Source organism: Archaeoglobus sulfaticallidus PM70-1 (assembly GCF_000385565.1).
GTDB lineage: Archaea > Halobacteriota > Archaeoglobi > Archaeoglobales > Archaeoglobaceae > Archaeoglobus_A > Archaeoglobus_A sulfaticallidus.
In genome coordinates this window covers 205,398-220,580 of sequence record NC_021169.1, presented here as the reverse complement: position 1 = coordinate 220,580, position 15,183 = coordinate 205,398, and the positions used below count along the sequence as shown (strand labels likewise).

17 protein-coding genes are annotated in these 15,183 nt (G+C 41.6%); 13 read left to right on the top strand and 4 right to left on the bottom strand.

The features are described from left to right. The first annotated feature begins 108 nt into the window (after positions 1–108). From ASULF_RS01260 to ASULF_RS01240, 5 genes are all read left to right on the top strand, one after another. Entirely contained in the window at positions 109–1,455 is a 1,347-nt protein-coding gene (locus tag ASULF_RS01260) for a hypothetical protein (protein WP_015589882.1), read from the top strand. 4 nt (positions 1,456–1,459) lie between these two features. Next, positions 1,460–1,924: a hypothetical protein gene (locus ASULF_RS01255; RefSeq protein ID WP_169336377.1), complete on the top strand. Its 465-nt coding sequence runs from the start codon at positions 1,460–1,462 to the stop codon at positions 1,922–1,924. 1 nt (position 1,925) lies between these two features. After that, a complete protein-coding gene (locus ASULF_RS01250; RefSeq protein ID WP_015589880.1) occupies positions 1,926–3,500 on the top strand; it encodes a type II/IV secretion system ATPase subunit in 1,575 nt (524 codons plus the stop codon). Continuing rightward, a complete protein-coding gene (locus tag ASULF_RS01245) occupies positions 3,484–4,359 on the top strand; it encodes a type II secretion system F family protein (protein WP_015589879.1) in 876 nt (291 codons plus the stop codon). The genes ASULF_RS01250 and ASULF_RS01245 overlap by 17 nt, the downstream gene beginning before the upstream one ends. Before the next feature lie 214 nt (positions 4,360–4,573). After that, on the top strand, positions 4,574–6,172 hold the full coding sequence (locus ASULF_RS01240) for a type II secretion system F family protein (protein WP_169336376.1): 1,599 nt from the start codon (positions 4,574–4,576) through the stop codon (positions 6,170–6,172). Here ASULF_RS01240 and cofC read toward each other — a convergent pair. Continuing rightward, positions 6,156–6,797, bottom strand: a complete 642-nt coding sequence (gene cofC, locus ASULF_RS01235; RefSeq protein ID WP_015589877.1) for a 2-phospho-L-lactate guanylyltransferase — start codon at positions 6,795–6,797, stop codon at positions 6,156–6,158. The two genes, ASULF_RS01240 and cofC, sit on opposite strands and share 17 nt — an antisense overlap. Before the next feature lie 115 nt (positions 6,798–6,912). On the opposite strand from cofC, the gene ASULF_RS01230 reads away from it, so the two are divergent. The 6 genes from ASULF_RS01230 to ASULF_RS01205 all read left to right on the top strand — a co-directional run bounded on the left by ASULF_RS01230 (position 6,913) and on the right by ASULF_RS01205 (position 11,435). Further along, entirely contained in the window at positions 6,913–7,188 is a 276-nt protein-coding gene (locus ASULF_RS01230) for a DUF5749 family beta-barrel protein (protein ID WP_015589876.1), read from the top strand. A gap of 9 nt (positions 7,189–7,197) precedes the next feature. Then, entirely contained in the window at positions 7,198–7,551 is a 354-nt protein-coding gene (gene pth2, locus ASULF_RS01225; RefSeq protein WP_174269877.1) for a peptidyl-tRNA hydrolase Pth2, read from the top strand. Then, entirely contained in the window at positions 7,548–8,804 is a 1,257-nt protein-coding gene (truD, locus tag ASULF_RS01220; protein ID WP_015589874.1) for a tRNA pseudouridine(13) synthase TruD, read from the top strand. The genes pth2 and truD overlap by 4 nt, the downstream gene beginning before the upstream one ends. 143 nt (positions 8,805–8,947) lie before the next feature. Next, positions 8,948–10,297 (top strand): phosphoglucosamine mutase, encoded by a 1,350-nt coding sequence (gene glmM / locus ASULF_RS01215; RefSeq protein ID WP_015589873.1) that lies wholly within the window; start codon positions 8,948–8,950, stop codon positions 10,295–10,297. A gap of 79 nt (positions 10,298–10,376) precedes the next feature. After that, a complete protein-coding gene (gene trxA / locus ASULF_RS01210) occupies positions 10,377–10,775 on the top strand; it encodes a thioredoxin (protein WP_048098073.1) in 399 nt (132 codons plus the stop codon). A gap of 48 nt (positions 10,776–10,823) precedes the next feature. After that, a complete protein-coding gene (locus tag ASULF_RS01205; RefSeq protein WP_015589871.1) occupies positions 10,824–11,435 on the top strand; it encodes a TIGR00296 family protein in 612 nt (203 codons plus the stop codon). Between the two features lie 51 nt (positions 11,436–11,486). Here ASULF_RS01205 and ASULF_RS01200 read toward each other — a convergent pair whose 3' ends face one another. Further along, on the bottom strand, positions 11,487–12,662 hold the full coding sequence (locus tag ASULF_RS01200) for a magnesium transporter (RefSeq protein ID WP_015589870.1): 1,176 nt from the start codon (positions 12,660–12,662) through the stop codon (positions 11,487–11,489). A gap of 206 nt (positions 12,663–12,868) precedes the next feature. On the opposite strand from ASULF_RS01200, the gene ASULF_RS01195 reads away from it, so the two are divergent. Together ASULF_RS01195 and engB are read left to right on the top strand one after the other, a co-directional pair. Continuing rightward, complete coding sequence (locus tag ASULF_RS01195) at positions 12,869–13,033, top strand: preprotein translocase subunit Sec61beta (protein ID WP_015589869.1); 165 nt, start codon at positions 12,869–12,871, stop codon at positions 13,031–13,033. Between the two features lie 41 nt (positions 13,034–13,074). Continuing rightward, positions 13,075–13,722: a GTP-binding protein EngB gene (gene engB, locus ASULF_RS01190; protein ID WP_015589868.1), complete on the top strand. Its 648-nt coding sequence runs from the start codon at positions 13,075–13,077 to the stop codon at positions 13,720–13,722. On the opposite strand, the gene ASULF_RS01185 is transcribed toward engB, so the two are convergent. Both ASULF_RS01185 and ASULF_RS01180 read right to left on the bottom strand, forming a co-directional pair. Then, on the bottom strand, positions 13,712–14,377 hold the full coding sequence (locus ASULF_RS01185) for a fibrillarin-like rRNA/tRNA 2'-O-methyltransferase (protein WP_015589867.1): 666 nt from the start codon (positions 14,375–14,377) through the stop codon (positions 13,712–13,714). The two genes, engB and ASULF_RS01185, sit on opposite strands and share 11 nt — an antisense overlap. A gap of 4 nt (positions 14,378–14,381) precedes the next feature. Then, positions 14,382–15,176: an NOP5/NOP56 family protein gene (locus tag ASULF_RS01180; protein WP_015589866.1), complete on the bottom strand. Its 795-nt coding sequence runs from the start codon at positions 15,174–15,176 to the stop codon at positions 14,382–14,384. Between the last annotated feature and the right edge of the window lie 7 nt (positions 15,177–15,183).

The following is a 15,183-nucleotide window of genomic DNA, read 5'->3' as shown; positions in this document are numbered from 1 at the left end:
TCTCATGGGATAAAAAGGTGACTTTCTTTCTTGTCACGAAAAGATAATTACATTCATGTAAAAAAATCATAGTAAAATTAATAAATAACTGGTATTAATTAGATTGTAATGATTAGGGACGAACGGGCAGTAGTAGGTATTTTATCCATGGTACTGGTATTGGGTATTGTCGCAATTGTAATAACTTACCTTAATGTTGATTTTTTCCCGTCTTTAATCAAGAATAATGAAGCTTCACATATGAGGGAGGTAGGAAATCAGTTTTCCGAGATGGTTAGTAGGATGGAGATGCAGGCGATTTTTGAGGTTGAGGGTGTTATGGCCTCACCCATTACACTAGGTTCCAAAACTCTCTGGTTTCCCCCCTCTTCAGGAACAATAGGGGTGGAACAGAGTGGAAGCGTACACTTAAACGCTACCAACGCCTTTGTCAGAGTTCTGGAAGGAAAAGATTATTCGGCAGTAGGACAGGGGGTTACACATGAAATCTCTCAGGGAACTGAAGAAACTAATATTGCAAAGATAACTTATTTTATGCTTACGATAAATGTTAACAATATTGGGACAAACGATTACGCTCTGGTTAACGTCTCCGTTTACGATAAAGATGGGGATTATGTTGGAAGTGCAGTTGTGAAATTTATAAAAAAAGCTGGAAGTAAAGGACAAGAGTGGACAGGGGTGTATCTGATAGTCTCAAATTCAACAACAGAGTACCTCAATCAGCCTGTATCTTGGTATTATGCTGAGAACGATATTTCAAACTATAGAATCAATTTACTCAACCCAAATTATAGATTTACAGAGGTACTTTCTTCCGCAGAAACGCCTTTAACTTTGAGTTTTACCTATAGTTCAAATGGACCGGAAATTTCCGCCGATTACACAATAGTCTATGAAACTCAGGAAGGAGACGAGGTTGGAGTAGGTGGAAAACTTAAAAATATCGACCTTACATATCTGTGTAACGCGATAAAATTCTCATCAAGTAATCTTAGGTTCATCGACCAATCGTATGTTTTTGAATGTAGTGGTACGATATTACATCAGGAAGATGGAAATATTTTTTACCAGTTACCCTCAATAAGTTTTGATAGGCGAGGAACTAAGACTGAAATTGATATGCTCATAATCAATGTGATTCCTAAGGATTACAGCGAGGTTAGTGGGAATCGGCTGTCTTCTGTAAAAACAAAATTTAGGATGGGAAGGAGTACAGTTTTTGAAACGAATACTTTGAATCTAACAATAATAACAAATTATCAGAATGCGTGGTATGAATACTTGGATAACAGCCTTCAAAAACTGGGTTTCGAAAAAGGAGTGGACTATGAAATAAGTAAAGGTAAAAATGTTAGCCTGAAGATTTATGGTGTCAGTAAGGATGGTGAGAGGGATATAGAAGTGCATATGAAGTATGCAGAAATCGAAGCAGAAATTGGAATTAGAGGATGAAGAGATGCCCGAGGAAGAAATACCATCTGAAAAACCACTGGTGGAGGACGCTAACTTAATGTTAAAGATAGAGGATGCTCTCACATTGTCTAGAGTTATTGGTTATCTGGAAGCTAAAAAAGAGGAAATTAAGGAGAAATCCGATCAGCTTAAAAAAGAAATACTCGATTATGAGCGGGAAAAACTCGAACTCGAAAGAGAAATAGAGAGACTTAAAGAAGAGATAAAGAATTTGAGAAAGGAAAAGGAAGCCAAAATTGTTAAGGTAAAAAAGAAACAAAGGTTTTTGAAGAGATTACTTGGACTAGGGAGGAAAAACGAAATAGAAATACCTGAAGAGGAGCTAAGGCTTGTGCTGGCTGAGGTGGACAGGCTCCTTGGGTTTTTACCAGAAGAGGTTGTTGCTGAGTTCTCCCAGACGGAAGAGGGGAAAAAATACCTAGAGCTTTTAGAGAAGCTTGGTGTCTGATATGGGGTTAAAAGACAGGATAAAGGACGCTTTGCTAGGAAAAAAAACCAAACCAATGGTTAAGAGAGGATTTCAGATAGATGTAGAGGGCAGACTTGTTGAGGCGTATGATATTGAAAAAGGTTTTTCAAAGGTCGAAATACTGTTTGATGATGAAAATGATGAGTACTTCTACAAGGTTATTGAGCCTGAGCTTTCTGATAGAGATCTTTACATTCTCGAGTTCATCAAGGACACGATGCTAAAAACGATACATGTTGACATAGAGAAAGCTGAGAATAAGGTTGAAACACTCTGGGAAATCTTTCAGAAAATAATCACAGATTATGATATCAATGCAGATTCAAGGATTTTCTATTATATTAGGAGAGACTTCATCGAATATGGTAAGATTACTGTTCTGATGAAGGATCCCCTGCTTGAAGACATCTCCTGTGATGGGCCATACATCCCGGTTTATGTATATCATAAAAATTACGAGCATCTGAAAACCAACATAGTTTTTGAGGAGTATGAGCTGGATTCCTTTGTCATCAAGCTTGCACAAAAGGCCGGTAAGCACATTTCAGTTGCAGATCCTATACTCGACGCTGCACTACCTGATGGTTCAAGATTACAAGCAACTTATGGCAGGGAAGTTACTGCAAGCGGTTCAACCTTTACAATAAGAAAATTCCAGGAGATTCCATTTACTGTTCTTGATCTGATAAAATATAACACGATCAACCCGCAAATGGCTGCATACTACTGGTTAATGGTTGAAAACAAGATGAACATAGTTTTTGCTGGAGGAACTGCAAGCGGTAAAACCACAATGCTCAACGCAATCTGTCTCTTCATACCCTTCAATGTTAAGATTGTGAGCATCGAAGACACTAGAGAGGTTTCCCTTCCTCACCCCAACTGGATTAAATCTGTAACTAGGGAAGGGTCTGGGGAGATCGTTGGAGGTAGGAGAATCGGTGAGGTGGACATGTATGATCTGCTGAGGGCTGCGTTAAGGCAGAGGCCAGAATACATCATCGTTGGAGAGATTAGAGGGAAAGAAGCTGTAGTTGCTTTTCAGGCTATGGCAACGGGGCATGTTGTTTATACCACAATGCACGCCGACTCTGTCAGCTCGGTTATTCACAGGCTTGAGTCTGAACCGATAAACATCCCGAGAATCCTGATCCAGAACCTCCATGTAGTCTCCATACAGAAGATGCTGAGTCTTGGTGGTAAGAGGCAGAGAAAGGTTGATGAAATAGCTGAGATTATAGGCATCGATCCGGCAACAAAGGATGTGCTTGTAAATACGGTTTTCAAATACGATGAATCTATAAACGATTTCATATTTTCGGGAAGATCGTATCTACTGGAAAATATTGCAAAGGTAAAGGGAGTATCGGTTGAAGAAATTTTTGAGGAAATGGAGAATAGGGCGAGGGTTTTGCAGTGGATGATGCATAAGGGCGTGAGTTATGATGAGTTCACGGTTATTGTTAACAAGTATTATAAAAATAAAGAATCTATTATGGAGGAAGTTAATGCCCTAGAAACCTATTCGGGAGGGGATTATGAGGATATACGATAAAATTGCCTACAGACTTTTCGGTAGATTTGCTGATAGGAGGGTTAAGAACTATCCGCAAATCGAGACCACTCTTTTAATGGCCGAGATGTTTATCCGGGCTGAATATTATGTTGCTAGAATTTACTTTTCTTGTTTTCTGGCTGGAATAATAACATCCCTGTCATCACTACTTCTCTTTTTCTTACTACCAGAAAATATGAAAGCGAGATTGGTCCCGATTCTGGTAGCTTTTCCAATGATAACGATCACATTTGTGTACGCTTTCGGTTATTTCTATCCGGAAAATAAGGCAAGAGAGAGGGCGAGAAATATTGAGTTACAGCTTCCATATGCTCTTTCCTTTATGGCAGCCCTCGCATCTGCTGGTGTAACTCCTGTCGGGCTATTCAGAGCTCTTGCAAACCAGAAAAGTGCATATGAGTCTATATCTAGTGAAGCCTCAAAAATATATACTGACGTAACCCTGTATGGAATGGACATTATCACAGCACTAAAGAATTCTGCAGAAAGATCGCCTTCCGCTAGATATAGAGAAGTCATTCAGGGAATAATTTCAACGATAACCGCAGGAGGTAGTTTGAAAGAATATCTGTTCAGAGAAGCTCAGGAGTTGATGAGGGAGAACAGGACTAAAATGAAATCTTTTTTTGAGACATTAAGCGTTCTTGCGGAATCCTATGTTGTGCTGGGCGTTGCCTTCCCGCTTTTTATGATGATACTCTTTTCTGTCATGCTTTTAATTCAGACTTCAGGTTTGGTGCTCTCAATTCAGGTCTTATATGTAATAATCTTCATTGTTCTCCCAGTAATATCCATAGCCTATGCAATATTATTGAAGATATCGATGCCGGGGGTATGAGATGGAGGGTATTACTGAATCAATAAAAAACTTTGGCCTTCAGAAAATTAATTCAGCTCTTAAAGCGGGATTTCTAGACTTAACCCAAAATGAATTTATAAACTCGTTTATTGCGAAAATTATTGAAATTAAAGACCTCTTGGTCCAGTATCTGAGTAATCTGAGTATTACCCATCTAAATTTAGAATTTGACATATTTTACATTCCAATAATTTTGATAATAATATCAAACCTGTATTCTTTTGTAAGTTTAGAGAAGAGAAGGTGGAAGGGAGAAGCTGATGGTGTCGCCAGAACACTTTCGATAAATATTTCAGTTTTCCTGTTGAATGTATTTGTAACTCTCTATGCCCTTATACTTGTCTTTTCAATTTTGAAAAGGCTTAGAATTTTAATTTTTGAGTGGCCACCTAATTATATTTATGTCTGGACTCTACTATATGCTTTAACCCTCATTTTCATCGTTGTTGCAATAGAGAATGCGTCAAAAATCATGATCAAAAGGGGCGAGAGAAAAAGACTTTCACTCCTGTTAGCTTCACTCTCAATCCTGTTCGCTATAGTTTCTGTTCTAATCTGGGAAGGAATAATTTCAATACAAATCGGAGGCCTCATTCTTTATCCGAGCGATGCTTATGGTATTCTCAATGTTTCTGCAATACTCAATATCTTAATGGTGCTCGTTCACAATGAATTTCCAAACGTCTACAGATACTTTACTGAAATTGAGTTCAGAAAGAAGAGGTACTATCATGGAGGATGGGGGATCTGGTTGTTTATTATTATTCTACTCACACTAATCCTCTCAATTCTGATTATTGTTCAGCTTGAAGTTTATGCTGGAATACTGAAATTGCCTTTCTCGTATTTCCTCACGATCGCTTCATTGATCTTTGCGAGCATAATCCTGATACTGCTGTATCTCGCATGGCCAAGGAGAGAAGAAGGTATTCTGAAAAGAAGGCTTGATTATATAGAGGTCGAAAAAGTATTTGTTTATTCAACTTCTGCAATTCTTTCAATAGCTTTTGCTTTTACTTCGGTTATGATAATAATTGGAAATATTGGGGAAATTGAGTTTTACGATGTAACACTTGACCACATAGACTTTGCTGTTTTCGCATCCCTCTCAGCTACAGGACCAGTTTCCTTCTATCTCGCATATCAAAACAAGAAACTTTTTGCAATTGAGGAGCTTTTCGCGAAGTTTTTGATTGATCTTGCAGAATCGAGAAGAGTTGGTATGCCACTTGGACAAGCTATAAAGAGAGCGAGTGGAGGAGATTACGGCCTCCTGACACCGTACATAGTTAAAATGAGCTATCAAATGTCAGCAGGACTCACATTTATTGAGGCACTTGAAAAATTCGCTGCTTCTATAAAATCCAAGATTATAAAAAGAGGTGTTGCTTTAATAATCGAGGCTTTTAGATCTGGTGGGAGCATTTCAGAGGCACTCGAAGTTTCTGCCATGCACATAACAGAGATGAAATATCTGGAGAAAGAGAGGAGAAGCAACATGACTGTTTATTTACTTGTTATATATGTTGCATTCTTTGTTTTTCTTTTTACAGATGCTGTACTCTACAAGTTATTTCTACCATCTCTATTTGAAGCTTCTGCCGTAATGGGAGCTGGGGCAAAAACTACTTTAGAGGAAATGAAATTCCTTTATTTCTCAGCGGCCTTCATTCAGGCATTCGGAAATGGTGTTGTTGCAGGAGTTCTTGCAGATTCGAGAATATCAACAGGAACCAGACACTCTTTCATAATGCTCTTGGTTGCATGGGCTCTGTTCAAGTTCTTCGTTTGATGTACGGGTCTTTACTACTGCAGTCAACGCTCATAATCGAGCTCAAAAACTTATAACTCTCCTTTCCCTCACCATGTATCAAAAGCTCCAGAATATCTGACTCATCATCTATATCGATACTGGAATAGAACGAGTCGAACACAACTACTTTCAACTTTCTGGATTTGGCTATTGCTAAATGCTTCATAAAGCTTCCATAGTGGTACGAAACTCTAAACATCCTGTTTCTCACGAGTAACATGTTCGTTCCACCCTTTCTTCCGGGAGCGATAACAACATCTCCATCAGTTTCAAAGAATTTTGACAGAATCTTCTCGTTCAATAAAGGCAAATCAGCCATCACAACAGCGACCTCTCCATGACTATCGATGAAATAATTCACGAGATCGTCAAGGTTTCTATCATCCATTACAACTTCGGCATTCTCAAACTTTGCGTTAATAAAGCTGCAGGCTTTAACGCTCTCGTCATCCGGAACAACCACGGTAACCCTGTCAACTCCGCTCAATGCACTGAGAACATCCCTTAGCATGGTCATGGCGAGCTTCTTTCTTTCATCCAAGCTCAGTATTTTAGCCAACCTCGTTTTTGGATTTCTGTACTTGAATGGCACCACTGCGATCATCAAGGGCAGTTTGGTTTGGGGATAATAGTATTTTTGCTTTGGGTTTTTGTTTAGGTTTGCTTTAAGCACAGAAAACTTATATTTTCCAAGTTTAAGTTAACTGAAGGTGAAGGTGATGGGGAATTTTGACATGATATGCAAGTTCGTTTACTGCAATGGAGCGATGGTAGGCGAGAGTGTTGATGTGTATGAGAACATGATCATTGTAAAGGTGGGAGAAAGGTTCATCGGAATTCCACTGGATAGGGTTGAAAAAGTTGATGCTGAAAACATCCATATCTCCGAATTTGATGAGGATGAAGCAAAAGAGGTTGGTGAGAGATGGTTCAATGAGAAATCAAAGCCAGTCAGCATTGAGGAATTGAATGTCTTCGGTTTTGGCGAGAACTAGTTGCCGGGGATATCTATGGAGTACAAGCAGGTAATTGTTGTGAGGGACGATTTAAAGCTTTCAAGAGGGAAGTTGTCCGTTCAGGTTGCACATGCTTCTATTCTTGGATATGAAGCCTCAAATAAAAAGATCGTCGATGCATGGAGAAAAAGCGGTCAGAAGAAGATAGTTCTCAAAGTTAAGGATTTGCAGGAAATGATGATGGTTAAATACAAGGCTGAAAAGGAAGGTCTTGTTACGGCATTGGTCAGAGATGCAGGTTTGACTGAGATTCCACCGGGAACAGTAACAGCTTTGGCGATAGGTCCTGACGAGGAGAAAAAGATTGATAGGGTGACCGGTAACTTACCTCTGCTGAAATGAATGTCGAGCACAGGGTTGGGATAAGGGGATACATAACCTCCACAGGAGGTATAGGCGGCTTAATAAAGGAGGAACCGGATTACTTCAAGGTAACCGAGGTTGCTGATGTGGCAATTGGTGAGGGCAAGCATCTGATCTTAAGGGTGGCTAAGAGAAACTGGGATACCATAAACTTCGCCAGAGTTCTGTCCAACAAGCTTGGAATAAGCCAGAAGAGGATTGGTTATGCTGGAACAAAAGATAAGAGGGCTTTTACGGTTCAGTATTATTCAATAGCCAATGCCAGAGAAGTGGCTGAAAAGCTTGAGGGCTTGCATATAAAGGATGCTGAGATAGAAGTCATTGGGTGGAGCAACAGGGCTTTGAAGCTTGGAGATTTGATCGGAAATGAGTTTGAAATAAGAATTACGGAAAGCGATGCTGACAGCGAAATAATAGATGAAACCATTGAGGAGTTGAAGGTTAAAGGCTCCCCCAACTTCTTTGGAACCCAGAGATTCGGCACGATAAGGTACATAACACATATAGTAGGCCTTCATATTCTGAAGAGGGATTATGGGGCTGCTTTCTGGACATATGTTGCAAAGCCCTTTGTTTCAGAGAATGAGGAGGTAAGGAAGATCAGGGAGGAGCTCTGGGAGTCAAGAGATCCTAAATTTGGGTTGAGGGAGTTGCCAAAGCATTTGAGGTATGAGAGAACATTATTGCAAAAACTCATTGAAGAGAACTCTGAGGAAAAAGCACTTCTAAGCCTGCCAAAGAACCTGAAGATGATGTTCGTTCACGCCTATCAGTCCTATGTCTTCAACAGGATCCTCTCTGACAGGATAGCGGAGTTCAAAACCCTAAGAGAGATCTGTGATGAGGACATCGTGGATTTCATCCGGATCAGGAATGGTAGGTTAACGATTGCGGGCAATCCAGTTGAGGTTAGAAACAGGAAGAGAATAGATTTCCTGATATCTGTTGGAAGGGCCGTTCTCTGCCTGCCTCTTCCCGGCTATAAAACGGAAGTGAAGGGGTGGGTTAAAGACAGGCTACTCGATATTCTGGCAGAGGATGACATCAGCTTTGAAGACTTCAGGCATGAGCATAAGGAGTTCTCATCCTCAGGGGAGTTCAGGTCTGCGGAGATACCCATAGACTTTGATGAGCTTTACTATGAGATAGATGGAAGAGATGTCTTCATGAAGTTCTTCCTGCCAAAGGGCTGCTACGCAACATCTTTCCTGAGGGAATTTCAGAAGTCGTGATGGCTCAGAACTCAATACCCTCATCATGGTTCAGAGGGGTCCTTTCATCATCGCCGTATAACCTTCGCATTGGGGATTAATTACCTTTTGGATACTTTTCCGAATTTCGAATACCTTTTAAACTATCAAATCTACTTGCTTTTATGACAAGAATTGGTGGTGCTGGAGAACTTTTCGGTACTAATGGTGTTAGAGGAGTTGCAAATGAGGAATTAACAGCAGAAATGGCTCTGAATCTTGGAAGGGTCATCGGTAGCCTTAGAAAGGGTAGAATTGCAATAGCAACGGATGCAAGAATCTCATCGCAGATGCTGAAGTGTGCTGTTATCGCTGGCATAACCTCTGTTGGAAGCGATGTTATCGATTTAGGAGTAGCACCAACTCCCGCACTGCAGTACTATGTTAAGATGAGGGATGTTACCGGTGGTGTTATAGTCACAGCAAGCCACAATCCCAGAGAGTACAACGGAATCAAGTTCGTTCACAGCGATGGGACGGAGTTCACGAGGGAGATGGATGAGGAGAGTGAGAGAGTTTACAAGAGCAAGGACTTCATGCTTGCGAAATGGAATGAGGTGGGACAGGTTTTTGAGGATGATTGCAGGAGGCTTTACATCGATGGAATCAAAAGCAGGGTTGATCAGGGTCTTATAGCGAAGAAAAAGTTCAGGGTTGTTATTGATTGCGGGAATGGGGCAGCCGTTTTTACAACCCCACAACTGCTCAAGGAGCTTGGCTGTGAGGTTATATCCATTAACGCACATCCTGATGGAACTTTCCCGCAGAGAAGTTCCGAGCCGGTTGAGGAGAATGTTGAGCTGCTAAAGAAGGTTGTCAAGGAGACATCAGCGGATCTGGGTATAGCTCATGATGGGGATGCGGATAGGGCAACCTTCGTTGATGAGAATGGCAACTTCATATCTGAAGATGTCATGCTCGCTTTAATGGCTGAATACTACGTCAGAAGCTTTGGTGGGAAGGTTGTAACTCCCATTTCAAGCTCGAAATGTGTTGAGGATGCTGTGTTGAGGGCTGGAGGGGAGATAGTATATACTGCTGTTGGCTCTCCCGTGGTTGTTAAAGTCATGAAGGAAATAAATGCCGTTTTTGGAGGAGAGGGAAATGGTGGACTGATCTTTCCAGAGTTTCAGCTAACAAGGGATGGGGCAATGAGTGCGGCGAAGGTTCTGGAGCTTATGGCTAAGGAAGATAGACCAATATCTGAGCTGGTGAAGGACATTCCGAGATATTACACCTTAAAAGAAAAGATGGGATGCGATAACAAGCGAAAGTTACTTGATGGATTGAGAAAGGAGTTCCCGGATGCGAACTTTACAGATGGTGCGAGGATAGACTACGATGATGGCTGGATTCTCATACGACCTTCAGGCACGGAGCCAATAGTGAGGATTTTTGCTGAGGCTACGACGAAAAGCAGGGCTGAAGAACTAATCAAGGAAGGAATGGATGCTGTGAGGAGGATTTTGGGTTGAAATTAATGTGATCTATATCAATGCGGTCATCACTCACTATTGCGAAACCTTCAAAAAGCTGATCGGGAAATTGGGATTTATGGATGAGCTTGAGATAATCCGGAAGAAGAAGCTAATGGAGAAAATGGAGAGGATGATGGGTGAGAAAATGGAGAAGATAAACTATCCCGTTAATGTAACTCAATCAAACTTCAATGAGATTTTGAAGAACAGGTATGTTGTTCTAGACTTCTGGGCTGACTGGTGTGCTCCATGCAAGATGATTGCCCCCATTATCGATGATCTTGCAAGGGAGTACGATGGGAAAGTGGTCTTCGGGAAAGTGAACACAACTGAAGAGCAGGCTATAGCGAACAGGTTTGCCATAACGGCGATACCAACCCTGATATTCTTCAGAAATGGAAAGCCTGTGGACAAGATTGTTGGGGCGATGCCGAAAGGTGAATTGATCAGGTGGATAAATAAGAACATGGTTTAGCGTAACCATATACGATAAACTAATATTTTCTTGGATCTTTTTACTGTTATGACCAAACTTCTCACACTTGAAGAAGGTATAAAGGCCGTGAAGCTTGCCAGAAATGCAATCGAGGTATATCTAAAAGAAAAGAAGGTTATTGATACAAGATATGATGGAGTTTTTGCCGAAAAGAGGGGTGTTTTCGTAACGCTCAGGAAGAACAAGGAATTGAGAGGATGTATAGGCTTTCCATATCCATACAAGAGGCTTGATGAGGCAATAATCGAATCCGCAATATCTGCTGCAACTCAGGATCCGAGGTTCAGACCTCTAAGCACAAAAGAGCTTGATGTTGTTACTGTTGAGGTCACTATCCTCACACCTCCGGAAAAAATAGAGGTGGATGTAAGAAAAATTTCAGAGCAGGTTGAGATCGGTAGGCACGGTTTGCTTATAAAGAGAGGAATTTTTTCAGGCTTGCTGTTACCCCAGGTGGCGATCGAGTTCAACTTTGACAGTGAAGAATTTCTATCGCAAACATGCATGAAAGCTGGACTGCCTCCTGACTGCTGGCTGATGGATGGGACAGAAATATACAGGTTTGAGGGGCAGATCTTTGAGGAAGTTGAACCCGGAGGAGAGGTAGTTGAGGTAGATATGAGATCGTGCAAGGTGTAGCAAAAGCGGGATGAAGTTGATAGAATAAGGGTAACTAAAGCATACTAAAGCTTACAGCAGCAGGAAAGCCATAACAACCGTGAATGCAGTACCTATCATATCTGCGATGGTGGTTATAACAGGCACGGTTGTGTTGTCGGGATCGAAGCCAACCTTCTCTGAGACTATGGCTATCAGGTGAGCTATCGTCATCACAAAGAGCAGGAATATCGGATATAGCAGAAGGAAAATGGGAACGAGTCCAACTGTTTTTCCGAGAGTAACCTTAACGATGAGGGTTGCGAGGGAGTTCATGATCACAGCCAGAGGTATACCGGTCATCGAGTAGATAAGAATCTCATAGACTATTTTCCTGTCTAGGGGTTTCCCAATCTCACCGAGATGCAGCATTGTCGATGTTTTGGCACCTATGATCGACCCATAGTTTCCTGAGCTATCAAGAATTGCTGGATACATCACGCTGAAGATTGTTGAAGCATAGATTACATCGCTGTAGGATTCGAGTATTCCTCCAGAGATAGCTGATATCGCCGCTAAACCAGCAATGATAGTGATCATTTCCTTGAGGGCTCTCTTCTCATCCATTCCAAGTTTTACAGCAATTAGCATGTACGCGAAGAGCATAAAGGCGGATAGGGTGAGGCTGTAGAATGTTATACCAGAAACTTCGTACAGCAGCATGAATCCGACAAGGAGGGGTATTGTGACAAGATCCGCTATGGATGTTATTACCGGTGGAGCTATTGAGTTCGGATCAGTCCCCTTCCTGAAGGGTATAACTGTCACCAATGCTGTGGAATAGGCCAGAATGAGGCTTGCAAAAATCGTGGAGGATATTGCGATTAAGAAAACAACAATCGCTATGCTGAAATCCATAACCTTCAAGCTCCCAACGGCCCAAAGAATAACAACAGGAAGCATTGAAAGAATAAGGCTCAAAAATATGTTGCTTGAGATTCTTCTGTTCTTTCTGATCCTTGGCTCCATTTCTCCTAAGTAGAGCAGGGTTGAGAAACGATTGGCCATTGCTCCAAAGATGTTTCCCCTCAACCCCATGAGCCCGGGGAGGATAACAAGGATTATTGGATAATGGTTCATTATCTTGTCAAAAAAACTGCCGAGAAAAGCTCCTGCAAAGAAGTCAAGAACAACGCATACTATCAGGAAGGGGAACGATATCAATATAGCTTCTTTCAGCCTTGAACCATTCGTTGGATGGGTGATCATGGTCTTCACCTCTCATTCGTTCCCCTCCTCAGCCCTCTCAGCCTCACTGAACCTCTTTGAACCTTTAACTTTTCTCAGATTTAATTTAAGGTGTAAAAAGGTTTTGGTTTCCGGATGCCGTTTTGCAGCAATATTCAGTAAGCCAGTAATAGAACTAATAACCAAATACCATTAAAGTTATATACTAACTCCCGCAACCATTTATCATGGCAAAGAGGAAGGATAAGACACCACCTCTGATGTCCTCAGCGGGTATAATGAGGTACTTTGAGGAAGAGAAAACACAGATCAAGATCAATCCGAAAAGCGTTTTCGCTTTCGGTTTAATTATTGGTGCGGTAGTGTTCATCATGAACATCTTCTATGGATAGTGGAATAGTGAATAGTGGAATAGTGATAGCGGATAACCCAAATGCTTTATTTTAGCAATTCCAAGAAAATAAAGCTGGAAATAATATTTGTTGGCAGATCGAATGTTGGCAAGTCAACCCTATTCTCCAGGCTGTTTGGCAAAGAGGTTAAGAAAGGTAAGAGGCCGGGAACGACAATAAAGCCGAACACCTTGGTCTATAAGGATCTTCTGGTTACCGACCTGCCGGGTTATGGGTACATTCATGGGGTCAGGAGAGACTTCAATGAGAGGGTTAAGGACTTCATTGTCCACTACATTGAGTCTAATGCTGAAAGGATCATATGCGGGATTCATGTGGTTGACGGAAAGTCTTTTCTGGAGATTGTAGAGAGGTGGGAGAGCAGGGGTGAAATTCCCATAGATATTGAGATGTATGATTTCCTGAATGAGTTTGATTTTCAGGTGTTTCTGGCTGTTAATAAGATGGACAAGGTTGAGAAGAAGGATTACACTCTGAATGCCATTTCTGAAAAGCTTGGCATGATCCCACCATGGACGAACTGGAAGCACAGAATCTTTCCGGTTTCTGCGAAAAAAGGAGAGGTTGATGCTTTGGGTGGAGCTATAAGAAATGTGTTGGTTCAGAAAAAGAGGCACGATCTTCTGCCTGTTCTGAAAACAAAAAGCACGAGGAAAATCAAACTTTGAGATGGATGAAGATGTGGTCTTTGTGGTAGGGTTCAAGCCCTCCAGACTTAACAATTCTGAACTTCTCTTTCAGTTCATCAATCACTCTCTCGAAAACACTTTCTGGCTCGGCAGTTGAATCGATGCTGCGGGCCTTGACCATTATCAACCCATGACCACCATCCTTCAGAAAGAAGTCCACGTTGGCTGTGAATATCTCTATCTGGTTCTTCTGGGCGATATCCTGGTAGATAAAATCAACCTTCTCCACTATCCCACTGTAGTTTTCAGGCTTTCCGGCATCATCGAGGATTGGGATTATATTCTGCCTCTCTATGGCGAGTTCAAGGAATTTCTTGAACGGCTTTGCGGAGTACTCTATGGCATAGATGTATCCGTAATCCAGAATATCGGAGATGTGGCTTACTGTGGTACCGCTCGCCGCACCCAGATACAGAACCTTCCATTCCGGTTTGATGTCTATTCTGTGTCCTTTCATAAACATCGCTGAGAGCTTGCTCCTGTACGGAATCCACTCCCTGTACTTGCCGATCTTTTTTTCTCCATAATGCGGAGGATTTCTGCTCTCGGTGACGATGGTCTCTTTGCCATTGATCTCGGCGAGGTAGGTTTTATTCGCTATTTTCTCTATTATTTTAATGCCTTTAAGGCTCATGCTATCAACCCTTTTTAAGCTTTTTAAGCTCTTCGTACTTCAGTCTGACTGTCTCAACCAGATCCTCGTTGAGTTCTCCTCTGAAGAAGTCAATTCTCGAAGCGATTGCAAGCTTTCCGGCCATGAATCTCGCCATCTTTCCCCTCATCGATTTTGGAAGGGTTCTGATGTATGGGTGCTGGAATATTATTCCATGTTTGGGGGTTTTTGCTTTCCTGCCCTTTTTGATTCTTGAGAGGGCTTTGAATAAGCTCTTCTCAGCACCGAGTATCTGGATCGTACTGGCTGGAAGCTCTGCGATCCTTTTAAGCCCTCCACCTCTCTCTATCAGCCTGACTGCTATAACCCCCCCAAGAATCTCGCTCATGTTCGGAATTAGCTTTCTCGAGTTTGAGTTGATCTCATCCTCAACCTTCTTTCTGAGTTGCTTGGTGCTCTTTATCAGCTCTTTAAGTTCATCGCATATGATAGTGTCCCTGACATCTTCAAGGTCTCTCAGCTTCTCGCTGAGAAGGTTAATCGTGAGATCGAGCTCATCTAGGGTTTTGAGCAGAGCTATGAGGTATTTTTCATCACTTCTAAGCTCTTCATCGACTTTTTTCTCAGCAACTGCAATGGATACTTTTCTCAGGGTGTTGTAATACTCCTTTTCGGATTTAAAAACCTTCAATCCAGCATCTTTAACTGAAAAAGGAATTTTAGGATTTTTACAGTTAGAGAAGGATTCGAATAAGTTATCTGATCTCTCAACCACTTCACAGTCTCTCACACGCCCGAACCATACCTTGTACTCAGCCATAACCTCA

Excerpts from the sequence above, each read along its gene's own strand:
- ASULF_RS01260 (WP_015589882.1), top strand. The coding sequence starts at position 109 with ATGATTAGGGACGAACGGGCAGTAGTAGGTATTTTATCCATGGTACTG.
- engB (WP_015589868.1), top strand. The coding sequence starts at position 13,075 with ATGCTTTATTTTAGCAATTCCAAGAAAATAAAGCTGGAAATAATATTT.
- ASULF_RS01205 (WP_015589871.1), top strand. The coding sequence starts at position 10,824 with ATGACCAAACTTCTCACACTTGAAGAAGGTATAAAGGCCGTGAAGCTT.
- ASULF_RS01250 (WP_015589880.1), top strand. The coding sequence starts at position 1,926 with ATGGGGTTAAAAGACAGGATAAAGGACGCTTTGCTAGGAAAAAAAACC.
- glmM (WP_015589873.1), top strand. The coding sequence starts at position 8,948 with ATGACAAGAATTGGTGGTGCTGGAGAACTTTTCGGTACTAATGGTGTT.
- ASULF_RS01180 (WP_015589866.1), bottom strand. The coding sequence starts at position 15,176 with ATGGCTGAGTACAAGGTATGGTTCGGGCGTGTGAGAGACTGTGAAGTG.
- ASULF_RS01255 (WP_169336377.1), top strand. The coding sequence starts at position 1,460 with ATGCCCGAGGAAGAAATACCATCTGAAAAACCACTGGTGGAGGACGCT.
- ASULF_RS01195 (WP_015589869.1), top strand. The coding sequence starts at position 12,869 with ATGGCAAAGAGGAAGGATAAGACACCACCTCTGATGTCCTCAGCGGGT.
- ASULF_RS01230 (WP_015589876.1), top strand. The coding sequence starts at position 6,913 with ATGGGGAATTTTGACATGATATGCAAGTTCGTTTACTGCAATGGAGCG.
- cofC (WP_015589877.1), bottom strand. The coding sequence starts at position 6,797 with ATGATCGCAGTGGTGCCATTCAAGTACAGAAATCCAAAAACGAGGTTG.
- truD (WP_015589874.1), top strand. The coding sequence starts at position 7,548 with ATGAATGTCGAGCACAGGGTTGGGATAAGGGGATACATAACCTCCACA.
- ASULF_RS01245 (WP_015589879.1), top strand. The coding sequence starts at position 3,484 with ATGAGGATATACGATAAAATTGCCTACAGACTTTTCGGTAGATTTGCT.
- ASULF_RS01200 (WP_015589870.1), bottom strand. The coding sequence starts at position 12,662 with ATGATCACCCATCCAACGAATGGTTCAAGGCTGAAAGAAGCTATATTG.
- trxA (WP_048098073.1), top strand. The coding sequence starts at position 10,377 with ATGGATGAGCTTGAGATAATCCGGAAGAAGAAGCTAATGGAGAAAATG.
- ASULF_RS01185 (WP_015589867.1), bottom strand. The coding sequence starts at position 14,377 with ATGAGCCTTAAAGGCATTAAAATAATAGAGAAAATAGCGAATAAAACC.